Annotated in this window: 16 protein-coding genes and 1 tRNA gene; 11 read left to right on the forward strand and 6 right to left on the reverse strand. The window is 71.5% G+C overall.

Translation table 11 applies throughout. From position 1 onward, the window contains the following. Positions 1 to 4: 4 nt before the first annotated feature. Together HOQ23_RS04395 and HOQ23_RS04400 are read right to left on the reverse strand one after the other, a co-directional pair. A complete protein-coding gene (locus HOQ23_RS04395; protein WP_172212171.1) occupies positions 5 to 841 on the reverse strand; it encodes a hypothetical protein in 837 nt (278 codons plus the stop codon). 130 nt (positions 842 to 971) lie between these two features. After that, positions 972 to 1,130 carry a DUF5679 domain-containing protein gene (locus HOQ23_RS04400; RefSeq protein WP_166133072.1) on the reverse strand — a complete coding sequence of 53 codons (159 nt, stop codon included), beginning with the start codon at positions 1,128 to 1,130 and terminating at the stop codon, positions 972 to 974. 157 nt (positions 1,131 to 1,287) lie between these two features. On the opposite strand from HOQ23_RS04400, the gene HOQ23_RS04405 reads away from it, so the two are divergent. From HOQ23_RS04405 to HOQ23_RS04415, 3 genes are all read left to right on the forward strand, one after another. Further along, the gene (locus HOQ23_RS04405) at positions 1,288 to 2,082 is read left to right on the forward strand and encodes an enoyl-CoA hydratase/isomerase family protein (RefSeq protein ID WP_172212174.1); all 795 of its coding nucleotides are present in this window, start codon (positions 1,288 to 1,290) and stop codon (positions 2,080 to 2,082) included. Between the two features lie 138 nt (positions 2,083 to 2,220). Then, positions 2,221 to 3,270 (forward strand): PHP domain-containing protein, encoded by a 1,050-nt coding sequence (locus HOQ23_RS04410; protein WP_172212176.1) that lies wholly within the window; start codon positions 2,221 to 2,223, stop codon positions 3,268 to 3,270. Positions 3,271 to 3,279: 9 nt separating this feature from the next. Beyond that, positions 3,280 to 3,798 carry a M48 family metallopeptidase gene (locus HOQ23_RS04415; protein WP_172212178.1) on the forward strand — a complete coding sequence of 173 codons (519 nt, stop codon included), beginning with the start codon at positions 3,280 to 3,282 and terminating at the stop codon, positions 3,796 to 3,798. Here the strand turns inward: HOQ23_RS04415 and HOQ23_RS04420 are convergent. Together HOQ23_RS04420 and HOQ23_RS04425 are read right to left on the reverse strand one after the other, a co-directional pair. Next, a complete protein-coding gene (locus HOQ23_RS04420; RefSeq protein WP_172212180.1) occupies positions 3,744 to 4,352 on the reverse strand; it encodes an NUDIX hydrolase in 609 nt (202 codons plus the stop codon). The two genes, HOQ23_RS04415 and HOQ23_RS04420, sit on opposite strands and share 55 nt — an antisense overlap. Then, on the reverse strand, positions 4,349 to 5,767 hold the full coding sequence (locus HOQ23_RS04425; protein WP_172212182.1) for a zinc-dependent metalloprotease: 1,419 nt from the start codon (positions 5,765 to 5,767) through the stop codon (positions 4,349 to 4,351). Before HOQ23_RS04425 ends, HOQ23_RS04420 begins: the two co-directional genes overlap by 4 nt. A gap of 44 nt (positions 5,768 to 5,811) precedes the next feature. Between HOQ23_RS04425 and HOQ23_RS04430 the strand changes: the two genes are divergently transcribed. The 8 genes from HOQ23_RS04430 (at position 5,812) to HOQ23_RS04465 (ending at position 12,354) form a co-directional block, all read left to right on the forward strand. Further along, positions 5,812 to 6,252: a molybdenum cofactor biosynthesis protein MoaE gene (locus HOQ23_RS04430; RefSeq protein ID WP_172212184.1), complete on the forward strand. Its 441-nt coding sequence runs from the start codon at positions 5,812 to 5,814 to the stop codon at positions 6,250 to 6,252. A gap of 46 nt (positions 6,253 to 6,298) precedes the next feature. Continuing rightward, positions 6,299 to 6,556: a hypothetical protein gene (locus HOQ23_RS04435; protein ID WP_172212187.1), complete on the forward strand. Its 258-nt coding sequence runs from the start codon at positions 6,299 to 6,301 to the stop codon at positions 6,554 to 6,556. A gap of 72 nt (positions 6,557 to 6,628) precedes the next feature. Beyond that, a complete protein-coding gene (locus HOQ23_RS04440) occupies positions 6,629 to 7,672 on the forward strand; it encodes a PDZ domain-containing protein (RefSeq protein WP_172212189.1) in 1,044 nt (347 codons plus the stop codon). A 13-nt stretch (positions 7,673 to 7,685) separates the two neighbouring features. Further along, positions 7,686 to 8,318, forward strand: coding sequence for a PPA1309 family protein (locus tag HOQ23_RS04445; protein WP_253945138.1), 633 nt, complete (start codon positions 7,686 to 7,688; stop codon positions 8,316 to 8,318). A gap of 76 nt (positions 8,319 to 8,394) precedes the next feature. Continuing rightward, positions 8,395 to 11,445 carry a UPF0182 family protein gene (locus HOQ23_RS04450; protein ID WP_172212191.1) on the forward strand — a complete coding sequence of 1,017 codons (3,051 nt, stop codon included), beginning with the start codon at positions 8,395 to 8,397 and terminating at the stop codon, positions 11,443 to 11,445. Positions 11,446 to 11,493: 48 nt separating this feature from the next. Next, positions 11,494 to 11,567 (forward strand) — tRNA-Met (locus HOQ23_RS04455). 263 nt (positions 11,568 to 11,830) lie between these two features. Further along, positions 11,831 to 12,091, forward strand: a complete 261-nt coding sequence (locus HOQ23_RS04460) for a type II toxin-antitoxin system Phd/YefM family antitoxin (protein WP_216653596.1) — start codon at positions 11,831 to 11,833, stop codon at positions 12,089 to 12,091. A gap of 2 nt (positions 12,092 to 12,093) precedes the next feature. Next, a complete protein-coding gene (locus HOQ23_RS04465) occupies positions 12,094 to 12,354 on the forward strand; it encodes a Txe/YoeB family addiction module toxin (protein ID WP_172212193.1) in 261 nt (86 codons plus the stop codon). Between the two features lie 491 nt (positions 12,355 to 12,845). Here the strand turns inward: HOQ23_RS04465 and HOQ23_RS04470 are convergent, their stop codons facing one another. Continuing rightward, complete coding sequence (locus HOQ23_RS04470; RefSeq protein WP_162794332.1) at positions 12,846 to 13,349, reverse strand: hypothetical protein; 504 nt, start codon at positions 13,347 to 13,349, stop codon at positions 12,846 to 12,848. Between the two features lie 304 nt (positions 13,350 to 13,653). After that, positions 13,654 to 14,097 (reverse strand): low molecular weight phosphatase family protein, encoded by a 444-nt coding sequence (locus HOQ23_RS04475; RefSeq protein ID WP_172212195.1) that lies wholly within the window; start codon positions 14,095 to 14,097, stop codon positions 13,654 to 13,656. Positions 14,098 to 14,112 lie beyond the last annotated feature (15 nt).

The raw sequence follows: 14,112 nt of genomic DNA on the forward strand, positions 1-14,112 counted from the left end.
GCGCTCAGTCCGCCCCAGCGGAGATGAACGTCCCCCAGGCGCAGCCGCACGCCGGGTGACGCGACCAGCTCTCCCGGGTCACGACGAGGTCCTCGCCGATGCGGACCGTTGCCGACCAGGTCGACGGGGTGCGCCCCTCGGCCCACAGCCGCAGGTCGCCGGCCGCCCAGCTGACCGCGAGCGCGTGGCGCACCGGGTCGCGCGGCGGGGGCTGCTGGCGCGCCGCCTGCTCGACCAGCACCGGCCAGCGCGGGTCACGGGTGCTGGCATGGGCGTCGATGCAGCGCACGCACGCCGAGGCGCCGGGCACCACGAACGGCCCGACCACGGTGCCGGCGTGGTCGTGGGCGACCACCAGGTGGGGGACCCCGGTCCGGGTCGCCTCGTCGAGGTCGCCGCGGGCCAGCACGCCGTCGCGGACCACGAGCACGCAGACCGGCGAGGTGCCGGAGCCCTCCTCCCCGTCCGGGTGGGCCGGGAGGGGCGCCCCGGGGGCCGCCACGCCGAGCCCGGCGCGGCGCAGCACCGCGCCGATCGCGGCGGCCGCCTCCTCGCGGGCATCGACCACGACGGTGCAGGCGCGTCGCCGCTCACGGCGTACGGCGTCGGCCGCGGCGTCCTCGAGCAGGCCGGCGGCGTCGAGGCGCACCAGCGCGGCGCGCGCCGCAGGGGAGTCCGGGGACTCCGCGGACGGGGCCCGGCCCTCGCGGAGCCGCGCGAGGAGGTCGCGCACGTCCGGGGCGTCGGGCAGGACGACGGCGGGGGACAGGCCCACCTGCAGGTGGTGGCGGTCCCGGCGCAGCAGCGGGACGCCGGTGGGCAGACGGGGCGGGGCGGGCATGGGCCGAGCCTCACACGCGCGGGCGCCGTGTCGCCGGTGCTCTCCACAGCGCCCGCAACGACCGCGGCGGCGCCTCCCCGTCGGGAGACGCCGCCGTCACAGCTCCGTGGCTGGGTGCGCTGGGGTCAGCTCACGCCTTGCCGAGGATGCGGTTGAGGTTGGTCGAGCACACGGGGCACGTGGCCTTCGCCATGCGGGTGCCCTTGTCGTTGACCTTGACCTCGCCCTCGGCCTCGCGCTTCTCCTTGCACTTCACGCAGTAGAACTCGCCGCTCCAGGTCTCCGCCATGAGGGCCTCCTTGCCTAGTCTCACTCGGTCGTCACAGCGGGCCTGTGGGACGACCCGCCGGGGTCCGCGGCTCGGCGCGGGACCGAGTCGACCCTACGGCACGCCCATGAGGGTGCGCAGCAGCGCGGCAGGCGACGGCGCGCCGTAGATTGCGGCCATGTCTGTGCCTTCTCACCTGCGGGTGGACCGCCCGTTCCCCGGTGTCGCCCTGCTGACCCTGGACAACCCCGACCAGCGCAACGCGATGTCGGCGCCGATGACCGCGTCGTGGGTGGCGGCGGTCGACGAGCTCGCCGCCGACCGCGAGCTCCGGGCCGTGGTGGTCACCGGTGCCGGTTCGGCGTTCTGCTCCGGCGGCGACACCGCGTGGATCGCGGGGGAGCCGGACGCGACGGTCGATGAGCTGCGCACGCGGATGCTGGCCTTCTACCGCTCCTGGCTCACGATCCGCCGCCTGGAGGTGCCGACGATCGCGGCGCTCAACGGTCCCGCGGTCGGCGCCGGCCTGTGCCTCGCCCTCGCCTGCGACCTGCGCTACGCCGTCGCCGGTGCCCGGCTGGGCGTCCCGTTCGTGAGGCTGGGGATGCACCCGGGGATGGCCGGCACCCACCTGCTGCCCGAGGTGGTCGGCGCCGCCCACGCCCGCGACCTGATGCTGACCGGGCGGATGGTGGACACCGACGAGGCCCTGCGGATGGGGCTGGTCTCCGCCGTCCACGACCCCGAGACGTTCCTGGACGAGGTGCTCGCGACCGCGCGCACGATCGCCGCCACCGCCCCCATCGCGAGCCGGCTCACGAAGCTCGCGCTCGCCGACGGCGGCCACGCCGACCTGGAGGCCGCCTTGCAGTGGGAGGCGATGGCGCAGCCGATCACCTTGGCCACCGAGGACCTCCAGGAGGGGATCCGCGCCAAGGACGAGCGCCGGGCACCGGTGTTCCGGGGACGCTGACCGGTCCGCCCGGACACCCACAACCTGTGGAGAACGCTGTGGACAATTGGGGAGGAATCCGGGCGGGCGCCCGCCGTACCCCTCGCTGACCAGCGACGACGTTCGTGCACCGGATGTGGAGGAAATAGGGTGGGCCCTGTGAATGATCTCGGGAGCGAGACCTACGACGGCGGACCGGTGGCCGCGCTGCGGCGCATCGCGTTCCTGCTCGAGCGGGGCCGCGAGGACACCTACAAGGTCAAGGCGTTCCGCAACGCCGCCGCGACGATCCTGCCGATGAGCGAGGAGGAGGTACGCCGCGCCGTCGACGAGGGCACCCTCGCCTCGCTGCCCGGCATCGGGGCGAGCTCCTCGAAGGTGATCGCGGCGGCGGTCCGCGGCGAGCTGCCCGAGCGGCTCGCCCGCGCCGAGGCCGAGCACGGTGGCGACCTCACCGAGGGCGGGCACGAGCTGCACGGCCAGCTGCGCGGGGACCTGCACTCCCACTCCGACTGGTCCGACGGCGGCTCGCCGATCGAGGAGATGGCGTTCACCGCGATCGAGCTGGGCCGCGAGTACCAGGTGCTCACCGACCACTCGCCGCGGCTGAAGATCGCCCACGGGCTGAGCGCGGAGCGGCTGGCCCGCCAGCTCGACGTGGTCGACGCCGTCAACCAGCACCTCGGCGGCGCCGGGTTCACCCTCCTCAAGGGCATCGAGGTCGACATCCTCGACGACGGCTCGCTGGACCAGAGCGAGGAGATGCTGGCCCGCCTCGACGTGCGGGTGGCGAGCGTGCACTCCAAGCTGGCGATGGAGCGCGACGCGATGACCCGGCGGATGGTGGCCGCGGTGGCCCAGCCGTGGACCAACGTGCTCGGCCACTGCACCGGACGGCTGGTCACCGGCGGCCGGGGGACCCGCGGGCAGTCGCAGTTCGACGCGAAGGCGGTCTTCGAGGCCTGCGCGGAGCACGGCGTCGCGGTCGAGATCAACTCCCGCCCCGAGCGGCGCGACCCGCCGACCGCGCTCCTGGAGCTGGCTCGCGACACCGGCTGCCTGTTCTCCATCGACAGCGACGCCCACGCCCCGGGCCAGCTCGACTTCCTCTGGTACGGCGCGGAGCGCGCCGCGGCGGCCCGCATCGAGCCGGACCGGATCGTCAACACCTGGCCGAAGGAGCGCCTGCTGGAGTGGGCGAACGGCTAAGGTCCCGCCATGGGGAGGCCCGAGGTGGAGGTGCGTCGCTCGTCGCGGCGTCGTCGCACCGTGTCGGCCTACCGCGACGGCGAGCGGATCGTCGTGCTGGTCCCCGCCTCGCTGAGCCGTGCCGAGGAGGCCGACTGGGTCGAGCGGATGGTCGCCCGCCTGGAGCGCTCCGAGCAGCGCCGACGCCCCAACGACGACGAGCTGGTCCAGCGCGCCCGCGGCCTCAACGACCGCTACCTCGGCGGCATCGCCGTGCCGGGATCGGTGCGATGGGTGGACAACCAGCAGTCGCGGTGGGGCTCGTGCACACCCGGCGACCGCTCGATCCGGCTCTCCGTGCGGCTGCAGGGGATGCCGGCGTGGGTGATCGACTACGTGCTGGTCCACGAGCTCGCCCACCTGATCGAGCCCAGCCACAACGAGAAGTTCTGGAGCTGGGTGGACCGCTTCCCGCAGGCGGAGCGGGCGAAGGGCTACCTGCTGGGCTGGTCCGCGGCCACCGACGTCGGTCCGCCCGAGGTCGACTGAGCCACCGGCAGCGGTGTGGCGAGGGCGTGCTCGACGAGGTCGGCCAGCTCGGGGTCCGGCAGCGCGTCGACCGGCCACCAGCGCAGGTCCAACGACTCCTCGCTGATCGTGTGGACCGCGTCCGCAGGCGCGACCGCGACGAAGCGGACGTCGAGGTGGTGCACCGGCCCGCCGGGCGCGTCGGCGCGGCCGCAGAACGGGACCACGTGCTCGTCGAGGTGCACCGGCGCGGCCGTCAGCACCAGCCCGTCCAGTCCGGACTCCTCCGATGCCTCGCGCAGCGCGGCCCCGCCCAGCGTCGCGTCCGTGTCCTCGCAGTGCCCGCCGAGCTGGAACCAGCGCCGGGCCTTGGCATGCAGGGTCAGCAGCACCCGGGACCGGTCCGCGCTCAGCACCAGCGTCGAGGCGGTGAGGTGGTCGGGCCGGCACTCACGGCGTACGCCGTCGGGGTGGGCGCGCAGGTGCTCGACGTAGCGCACGCGCAGCGCCTCCTGCGCGGGACTCGGTGCCGCCCAGGCGTCGAGGACCGCCAGGGCGTCGGCGTGCAGGCTCACGTGGCGGAGGGATCCGACCCGGAGCCGGTGTCCTCGCCGTCGGTCCCCGGGCCGTCCAGCAGCTTGCGCAGCTCGGCGTCGAAGTCGGTCTCGCTGAGCTCGGCCGGGGCGGTGGCGTCCTCACGGAACCCGAGGGGGTCGTCGAGGTCGGCGGCGGTGGGCAGCAGGTCGGGGTGCATCCACACGCCGTCGCGGGCCTCGATGCCCTGCCGGGAGCGCAGCGAGCCCCACAGCGTGGAGGCGTCGCGCAGGCGGCGCGGGCGCATCTCGAGCCCGACGAGCGCGGCGAAGGTGTCCTCCGCCGGACCGCCCGCGGCCCGGCGGCGCCGGAACGCCTCCTGGAGCTTGCCGGCGGTGGGCATCCGGGTGGTGGTGGCCTGGGCGACGACCTCGTCGACCCAGCCCTCGACCAGCGCGAGCACCACCTCGAGGCGGCTCAGCGCCGCCTCCTGGCGCGGCGACTTGGGCATGTCGAACAGGCCGCCCTGGAGCAGCTCCTGCATGGCCTCGGGGTTGCTCGGGTCGACGCCGCGCAACTGCTCCTCGAGGCGGGACTGGATCTGCTCGGCGTCGATCTCGATGCCGCCGGCGTAGTCGCGGACCGCGGCGATGACGTGCTCGCGCAGCCACGGCACGTGAGCGAAGAGGCGCTGGTGGGCGGCCTCGCGCAGCGAGAGGTAGAGCAGGACGTCGTCGGCGCCCACGTCGAGGCCCTCGGCGAAGGCGGCGACGTTGGTCGGCAGCAGCGCGGCCCGGCCGGCCGGGGCCAGCGGGACGCCGATGTCGGAGACGGAGAGCACCTCACCGGCGAGGGCACCCAGCGCGGAGCCGACCTGCTGGGCCAGCATCGCGCCGATGGCCTTGCCCATCATCCCCAGGATCGGGCCGGCCTGCGCCTTGGCCTCCTCCGGGAGGGCGCTGCCCATCGCCTGCACCGAGGAGGCGGCGATCGGCTCGATCAGCACCTTCCACACGTCGGCGGTCGCGAGGATCCACTCCGCGCGGCTCCAGGCCGCGGTGGTCTGGACCCCCGAGGGGAACGACGTGGTCTCGTCGAGCCAGTGGTCGGCCAGGCGCAGGGAGTCGGCCACGGCGTCCTTCTGGCGCTGCGTGATCGAGGGGTCGGAGCCCTGGGCCGCGCTCTTGCGCGCGACGTCGAGGGCCACGTCCCAGTTCAGCGGCCCGTCGTAGGGCTGCATCATCGCCTGGATCTGGCCGAAGAGCTGGTTCAGGTCGGGCATGCCGCCCTGGCCGGGGGTCATCCCGGGGAAGGGGAACCCGCCCGGGCCGCCCAGCCCGCCGGCCCCACCGAGGCCGCCCAGGCCTCCGAAGAGGTGCTCGAAAGGAGTGCCCTTGAAGGGGTTCTGGCCCTCGTCGGGCCCGTCGGAGGACGGGTTGCCGGGGTCGTTGCTCATGGCCCCACGGTACTTCGCCGGGCAACCGTTCTACGCTCGCGGTCATGTCCCGATCTCCTGCGCGCCCCGTCGTACGCCTGGTCGCCCTCCGCGAGGATCCCCTCGACGTCGAGGAGGTGCTGGCCGCGCTCGACGACGACGCGGCCGGTGGCCTGACGCTCTTCGTCGGCCGGGTGCGCGACCACGACGGCGGCAAGGGGGTCACCGGGCTGGAGTACTCCGCCCACCCGAGCGCCCTGGACCGGCTCACGGAGGTGTGCGAGCGGGTCGCGAGCGACTACGACGTGCACGGCGTGGCCGCGGTCCACCGCACCGGCACGCTGGCGATCGGGGACGCCGCCGTGGTCATCGCCACCACCGCCGCGCACCGCGGCGAGGCGTTCGAGGCCTCCCGGGCACTGATCGACACCCTCAAGGCGGAGGTGCCGATCTGGAAGCACCAGCGCTTCGGCGACGGCACCGAGGAGTGGGTCGGGGCTCCCTGAGCGAGCCTCCCGCCGCGCCGGCGCCGCCCGCCGTAGCCTTCACGGCGTGGAGATCCTGCTCTGGCTCGTGCCCGCCGCGGTCGCGACCACCGTCGCCGCCTGCTGGGTGGGCTGGGCCGGTCGGGAGCGCTCCGTCGAGGTCGACCGCGAGGTGCTCGCGCAGCGTCTCGCCAAGGCCATGCAGAAGGACGTCCCGGTGCGCTACGCCGCGCGTACGCCGGAGCGCGACCGCAGCACCGGCATCGCCGTGCGCCCCTCCCGCGATCCGCGCGGAGCGGGCTCCTCGCGACGCCGCGCCTCCTGACCGCGGCGCGCGTCGCACCGCGGGCACGAGGTCCGCGCGCGCGAGTTGGCCCCGGATGAGAGACTTCGGGCCATGAAGCAGCGTCTTGTCGCCGCCGTCGTGGCGGTGCCGTTGCTGCTTGCCCTGTTCGCGGCCGCCGCGTTCGCCCCGTTGCCGTTCGCGACGTACGGCCCCGGCCTGACCGTGAACGTGCTGGCGAAGGAGGACGGCAAGGAGATCGTGCAGGTCTCCGGGCACCGCTCGTTCCACGACGACGGCGAGCTGCGGATGACCACCGTCTACGTCTCGCTGCCCGGCGCGGACAAGGGCCTGCTGGAGCTGATCGGCACCTGGCTGGACCCGGACCGCGCGGTCTACCCCTACGACGCCGTCTACGAGAAGGACGAGACCGTCGAGGAGAGCCGGATCTCCGGCGCCATCGACATGGTCACCTCCCAGGACGTCGCGGTCGCGGTGGCGCTGGAGGAGCTCGACTACGAGGTCGAGCCCGCGGTGATGGCGGCCTACGTCGCCCCCGACTCGCCCGCCGACGGCCGGATCAAGGTCAAGGACCTCTTCGTCTCCGTCAACGGCACCAAGGTCGCCACGCCCGAGGAGCTGGTCGCGGCCGTGCGCGCCACCCCCCGCGGCGAGGACGTCCGCCTGAGGATCCTGCGCAACGGCAAGCCGCAGACCATCGAGCTGACCCCGGAGCTCGTGGACGGCGAGCCCCGCATCGGGGTCTCCGCCGGCACCGGGTTCCGCTTCCCGTTCCAGGTCTCGGTGGACGTGGACCCCGACATCGGCGGGCCGAGCGCGGGGCTGATGTTCGCGCTGGGCATCTACGACACCCTCACTCCCGGGTCAATGACCGGCGGACGCGACGTGGCCGGCAGCGGCACCATCGCGCGCGACGGCACCGTCGGCCCGATCGGCGGCATCCAGCAGAAGATCGCCGCGGCGCGTCGCGACGGCGCCGAGCTCTTCCTGGTGCCGTCCGACAACTGCGCCGAGGCGCTGGGCGCCGAGAACGGCGACATGCGCCTGGCCCGGGCGACCACGATGCACGAGGCACGCCTGGCCGTCGAGGAGTGGGCGGCCGACCCCGACGCCGACCTCCCGAGCTGTGAAGGCTGAGTTGATCCGCACCATGAGCGAACCGCACGACCACGATGCTGCCTCCGAGGAGATGCCGGGGGAGGCGCCCGACCTCACCGGGCTCGGCGACCTCGACGTCGACCCCGCGCTGGCCGCGGCCGTCCTCGAGATCGAGCACCACGTCGCCGAGGGCGGATGGGACCAGCCGGCGCGGCTCTACGCCCTCGTCGACACCGCCGAGCTGGTGCGCCGCGAGCCCGCGCTGGCCTCGCTGATGGGGCTGGACGCCGCCTCGGCAGAGGGCTCCCTCACGCCGGTGGAGCAGGACCAGCTGCGCCCCGACCAGCTGCTCGAGCAGGTCCTCGAGGCGATCACCTGGCCGCCGGAGGTCACCGGCTGCGCCGCGGTGGTCGAGCGCCTCGTGCTCCCGCCCGACGCCGACGGCGAGGTCCCCGAGGACCCCGAGGCCGCCGAGCTGTACGCCCGCGAGCACCCGGACCGCCAGGAGGTCCGCATGGTCGCCGGCGCGACCCGCGCCGGCGCGACGTACTGCGCCCTGCGCCTGCGCGCCCACGACGAGGACACCTCCGTCGTCGGCGGCGCGGACCTGGTGCCTGCCCTGGTGGCCATGCTGGCCGCCACCTTGACCGATGACCCCGACGAGACCGACGAGGCCAGTGAATGACCCGATCGACGCCGTACCCCACGGCAGCAGCACAGAGCGCCCGTGACCGGGCACCCGAAGCACCCGAGGTGAGGCAGTGAGCGACCTCTTCGACTCCGACCCCCGGGCGAGCAAGCAGCCGCCCTCCCGCAGCTCGGGACGGTCCCGAGCACTCGTCATCACCGGCGTCGTGCTGGTCGTGGCCTTCTTCGGCCTGACCACCTTCGCCGGCATCTACACCGACCGGCTCTGGTACCGCGACGGCGGCTACGGCGGGGTCTTCACCACGCTGTTCTGGACCCGCGCGGTGCTGTTCCTCGTCTTCGGCCTCGTGATGGCCCTCGTGGTGGGGCTCAACATCTACCTGGCCTACCGCTATCGCCCGCTGTTCCACCCGCGCTCCTCCGAGCAGGCCGGGCTGGACCGCTACCGCGACGCGATCGCGCCGATCCGGACCTGGCTGCTGATCGGCGTCTCCGTGGTGCTCGGCCTGTTCGCCGGCACCTCGGCACTGGGGGAGTGGCGCAACTACCTGCTGTGGCGCAACGGCAAGGAGTTCGGCAGCGACGACGCGCAGTTCGGCAAGGACATCGGCTTCTACGTCTTCGACCTGCCGTTCTGGCACTTCCTGGTCGACTTCACGATGGCGGTCACGATCATCGCGCTGATCGCCGCGGCGCTGGTGCACTACCTGTACGGCGGCATCCGCCTGCAGAGCGCCGGCGACCGGCTCTCCGGCGCCGCACAGGTGCAGCTCTCGGTGCTGCTGGGCCTGTTCGTGCTCGCGAAGGCCGTCGACTACTGGCTGGACCGCTTCGACCTGGTCCACCAGGGCGGCGGGCTGATCACCGGAATGACCTACACCGACGAGAACGCGGTGCTGCCGGCGAAGAACATCCTGATGGGCATCGCCGTCATCTGCGCGGTGCTGTTCTTCCTCAACGTCTGGCGCCGCACCTGGACGCTGCCCTCGGTGGGCATCGCCCTGCTGGCGCTCTCCGCGGTCCTGCTCGGCGCGATCTGGCCGGGCATCGTCCAGCAGTTCCAGGTCAAGCCCTCCGAGGCCGACAAGGAGAACGAGTACGTCGCGCGCAACATCGCGGCGACGCGCGCGGCCTTCGACCTCGACGAGATCGAGGAGGTCGACTACGCCTCGACCACCACGACCGGCGACGCGGACGTCGACAAGGCGCGCACCCTGCGTGCGCAGGCGTCCTCGGTGCCGCTGGTCGACCCGAAGCTGGTGCGCCAGACCTTCGAGCAGAACCAGCAGGGCCGCGTCTACTACTCGGTGGCCGACGTCCTCGACGTGGACCGCTACCGCATCGGCGGCCGGGACCGGGCGCTCGTGCTCGGCGCCCGCGAGCTCGACCAGAGCGGCCTGAACGCCGGTGACCGCAACTGGTCCAACCTGCACACCGTCTACACCCACGGCAACGGCATCATCGCCGCCTACGCCAACCAGCGCGGCGCCGACGACAACTCCGAGGGCACCGACATCCAGTGGGCGGAGGGCAACCAGACCAACTCCGACGGCAGCCGCCAGGACGCGCTGAGCAAGGCGGTCGGCGGCTACGAGAGCCGGATCTACTTCGGCGAGCAGAGCCCGTCGTACTCGGTGGTCGGCAAGGAGAGCGACGACTCCCCGAGCGTCGAGCTCGGCCTCGCCGGCGCGACCGAGGACGAGGAGCAGACCACGACGTACGACGGCGACGGCGGCGTGCCGATCGGCTCGACGTTCCGTCAGCTGCTCTACGCGATCAAGTTCGGCGAGCCGAACTTCCTGCTGTCCGGTCGTGTCCACGGCGGCAGCGAGATCCTCTACAACCGCACGCCGCGCGAGCGGGTCGAGAAGGTCGCCCCGTGGCTGACCATCGACGACGACTCCTACCCGGCGATCGTGGACGGCAAGATCGTGTGGATCGTGGACGGCTACACCACGACCGACCGTTACCCGTTCTCCGAGCGTGAGTCCTTCGAGGACATGACCGACGACTCGCTGCAGGAGCAGGCCGGCCTGCAGACGCTGCCGACCGACGAGATCAACTACATGCGCAACGCGGTCAAGGCGACCGTCGACGCCTACGACGGCACCGTCACGCTCTACGCGTGGGACGAGGAGGACCCGATCCTCCAGACCTGGCGCAGCGCCTTCCCCGACACGGTGAAGGACCGCTCGGAGATCTCCGATGAGCTGATGGAGCACCTGCGCTACCCCGAGGACCTGTTCAAGGTCCAGCGCTACCACTACGCCCGCTACCACGTCACCGACGCCGGCGACTGGTACCAGGGCAACGACCGCTGGGCGGTCCCGCGCGACCCGAACAGCACCAACGACCTGCAGCCGCCGTACCGCCTGTTCAACGAGGGCGCGGACGCCGGCGAGGGTGCCAACGGCGACCAGGACTGGTCCCTGACCTCGGTCTTCGTGCCCTACGGCAAGGAGAACCTGGCCTCGTTCGTCACCGTGAACTCCGATGCGACGTCGGAGGACTACGGCAAGATGACGGTGCTGCAGCTGCAGGACCAGAACACCAAGGGTCCGGGCCTGATCGCCAACGAGTTCAGCAACGACGACGCCGTGCGTGAGGCGCTGCTGCCCTACAACAACAGCCAGTCGCAGCCGACGTACGGCAACCTGCTGACGGTGCCGGTCGCTGACGGCCTGATGTACATCGAGCCGGTGTACGCCGTCCGCTCGGCGTCCACGGGCGGCTACCCGATCCTGCGCTTCGTGCTGGTGTCCTACGGCGACAGCGTCGGCGTGGGCGAGACCCTCACCGAGGCGATCGCCGACACCCTCGGCGTCGAGATCGGGCCCGGCGGCGGTGGCGCCGGCGGGAACGGCGGTGCCGGTGGCCAGGGTGGCAACAACCAGGGCGGCGGCAACCAGGGCGAGCCCGGCGGTCCCGCGCTGAGCGTCAACGAGCGCATCGCCCGTCTCCTCGGCCAGGCCGACGCGGCGTTCACGGAGGCCGACCGGGCCCTCGCGGACGGCGACCTCGCCGGCTACCAGGAGTCCGTGGACCGGGCCCAGGAGCTCATCGCCAGCGCGGTCCGTCTCGCCGACCAGCGCGACAGCGCCGAGGATCCGGACGCCACGGACGAGCCCACCACCGAGACCGAGGGGGGCGAGGACCAGGGCTGATCCCGATTTGGTCTTTCCCCGCGGACGTCGTAACGTTCTGTTCACCGACGCGGGGTGGAGCAGCTCGGTAGCTCGCTGGGCTCATAACCCAGAGGTCGCAGGTTCAAATCCTGCCCCCGCTACAAGAAGGTGGCCCCCGACCTGCGGAAACGCAGATCGGGGGCCACTGTGCGTTTTGAACCGATTCCACTTATGTCGCGGATTGGGTCCCAGAAACCCCCCGTCGCATCGGTTCGCAATGGGGCTCGGGGTGGTCGCTCAGGCTCGCATCATCGATCGCTACGACCCCTCGACGGGCGCGTTTTCCAACCCGTTGGCGCACGGCGCGCGCCCCGCCCCGCACCCTTGACCCGGGCTGTACAGTTTTCTGTACTGAGGAGGTGGGATGGTGAAGACGCTGAGCTACACCGAGTCCCGAGCACGCTATGCCCAGGTGCTCGATGACGTGGTCAACGACCGAGAGGAAGTTGTGATCACACGAGCGGGTCATCCGTCGGTGGTGATCGTCTCGTTGGAGGACTTCGAGTCCCTGCGAGAAACCGCCTACCTGATGCGATCGCCTGCCAACGCTCGTCGCCTGCTCGACGCCATGGAGCGTCTGGAGGCCGATGCAGGGGAGAGCCACGACCTCCTCGACGCCGACTGAGGATGCGACTGGTCTGGGACGCCAATGCCTGGGAGGACTACCTGTGGTGGCAGACCCAGGACCGCAAGGTGCTGAAGCGCATCAACCTGCTCATCCAGGACGTCGTGCGCAACGGCAACGAAGGCATCGGCAAGCCCGAGCCGCTCAAGCATGACTTCGCCGGCTACTGGTCACGGCGGATCACCGACGAACACCGGCTGGTCTACAAGGTCACCAACACTGAAATCCGCATCGCCGCCTGCCGCTACCACTACGGCCGCTGACCCACCACAACCGCCCGTCAGACTTCCGTGGCTGACGCGTCGGGACCCGACCGCCGTCCCAGGCCCAGCCGGCGGACTTTCCAAGGGTGCGGTGAGGCGCCGGCCCGGTGTCGCGTGCGACCCGTCAACACGACCGCGAACCCGAGCCGCACCAACACCCAAAGCTCTCGAACCCCGCGGGTGATGATTGTTAGACCCAGACGATGCTCGCCCCACGCAGGTGTGTCGTCCGCACCGGCGAACGGCAGCGGGGGAGCGGCGACGCGCCAGCAAACGCCTGATCCGAAGTGCACGCTCATGCTTGTTGAGCGCGCTATGCGCTCCAGAGGTCGGACCCCTCGATTGCGGGCAATCGCCAGCCCGGCCAGCCGTACGGCCTCGCAGGTCCATCCGGTGGCAAGACGAGAACGTCGTGGAACCCACAGCGGGTTCCACGACACTCACCGCGACTCTCTGCGACGTTCGGGAGCGGAGGTCTGGTCGGTATCGAATCAGTTGCCAGCGGGGCCAGTGGAGCGGTTGTTGTCATGCTCGTGATGCTCGATGTCGCCCTCCGGCTCCTTGGCCAGCAGGAACGAGCCGACTGCCCAGACGATGGCTCCGATGAGGCCGACGTAGACGCCCATCTCGGTGTCGTAACCGGACCTCCGCTCGGCGTTCCCGGGGACCTCGAGGAGGTAGGACAGAGCCAAGCCGGTGGCGGCGATTCCAGCCGCCATCGAAGTCAAGGACAGGCCCCGGTGCTGACGCCGGGTCGCCCGCTTTGCGGCGTAGAGCAGCGCAGCGGCCAGGCCGACGCCGAGGTACGCCGTGAACGGGATGACGGTGTCGGTCTCATAGCCGCTGAAGCCCTTGTCGTCGGCCTGGACCCACTCAAGGAAAGTGGCGATCAGAAATACGACCACACCTGCCGTGGCGACGTAGGCGCCCATTGGGTTGGCACGGTGCGTTTCGTCATGACGGTTGTTGCCGGTTCGGCTTTCGTAGTTGCTCATGGAGAAGGAGGTACCCGTCTTGTTGAACAAGATGTCGCAGACACGATGACGTGCGGGCAACGCTTCGGCGACTTGGCGAACTGCTGGTCGTGCCACTCAACCCGTCTGCTGGACCTCGGCGGTGACAGAAAGGTGCCCTCCAGCATCGCCGTTCTACTGAGTGGAGGCCCATGCGGTCGAGCGGTGGCTCGCAGACTTGGCCGCGGGTCCATGACAAGGAGTTGTAGGGCCACCCCTACGCGTCAGGTGAGTGCGATCGGGCAGGTCCGAATCGTGACTGCGGAGGGGGACTACTTCGTGGGTATCACGATGGAAGTGGCCGGTGATTTTTGGATCTTGGCCAGTCCGAGTCCTGCGCGAGTCGGCGGACTCGTGCCGCGATGTCGTCGCGAACCAACCGCATGCGGTCTGCACCGTCGATGCCTCGTTCCGAGGGCTCGTCGGTCTCCCAGACCTCGAACCGGGTGCCGTCGACGGGTTCGACTTTGGCCTCGCGTCCCAGGATGACGACGAGGTCTGCTGCGCCGACCAGGGCGGGGGTGACGGGCTTCGGCTTGCGTCCGGTGATGTCGACGCCGATTTCGTGCAGGGTCGCCACCGATAGCTCGTTGAGGTTCGAGCCCGGGTGGGTGCCGGCGGAGTCGACGTGGACGCGGTCGCCGGCCAGCTGCCGCATGAGACCGGCGGCCATCTGCGACTTCCCTCCGTTCTTCACGCAGACGAACAGGACGCTCGGCTTGTCGGCCACGGTCGCGCTCCTCGT

The organism is Nocardioides sp. zg-DK7169 (assembly GCF_013155365.1).
Taxonomy (GTDB): domain Bacteria; phylum Actinomycetota; class Actinomycetes; order Propionibacteriales; family Nocardioidaceae; genus Nocardioides.

Bases quoted from the DNA above. Each gene is read 5' to 3' on its own strand.
- HOQ23_RS04440 (WP_172212189.1), top strand. From the start codon at position 6,629: ATGAAGCAGCGTCTTGTCGCCGCCGTCGTGGCGGTGCCGTTGCTGCTT.
- HOQ23_RS04460 (WP_216653596.1), top strand. From the start codon at position 11,831: ATGGTGAAGACGCTGAGCTACACCGAGTCCCGAGCACGCTATGCCCAG.
- HOQ23_RS04470 (WP_162794332.1), bottom strand. From the start codon at position 13,349: ATGAGCAACTACGAAAGCCGAACCGGCAACAACCGTCATGACGAAACG.
- HOQ23_RS04405 (WP_172212174.1), top strand. From the start codon at position 1,288: ATGTCTGTGCCTTCTCACCTGCGGGTGGACCGCCCGTTCCCCGGTGTC.
- HOQ23_RS04445 (WP_253945138.1), top strand. From the start codon at position 7,686: ATGAGCGAACCGCACGACCACGATGCTGCCTCCGAGGAGATGCCGGGG.
- HOQ23_RS04400 (WP_166133072.1), bottom strand. From the start codon at position 1,130: ATGGCGGAGACCTGGAGCGGCGAGTTCTACTGCGTGAAGTGCAAGGAG.
- HOQ23_RS04395 (WP_172212171.1), bottom strand. From the start codon at position 841: ATGCCCGCCCCGCCCCGTCTGCCCACCGGCGTCCCGCTGCTGCGCCGG.
- HOQ23_RS04415 (WP_172212178.1), top strand. From the start codon at position 3,280: ATGGGGAGGCCCGAGGTGGAGGTGCGTCGCTCGTCGCGGCGTCGTCGC.
- HOQ23_RS04425 (WP_172212182.1), bottom strand. From the start codon at position 5,767: ATGAGCAACGACCCCGGCAACCCGTCCTCCGACGGGCCCGACGAGGGC.
- HOQ23_RS04430 (WP_172212184.1), top strand. From the start codon at position 5,812: ATGTCCCGATCTCCTGCGCGCCCCGTCGTACGCCTGGTCGCCCTCCGC.
- HOQ23_RS04465 (WP_172212193.1), top strand. From the start codon at position 12,094: ATGCGACTGGTCTGGGACGCCAATGCCTGGGAGGACTACCTGTGGTGG.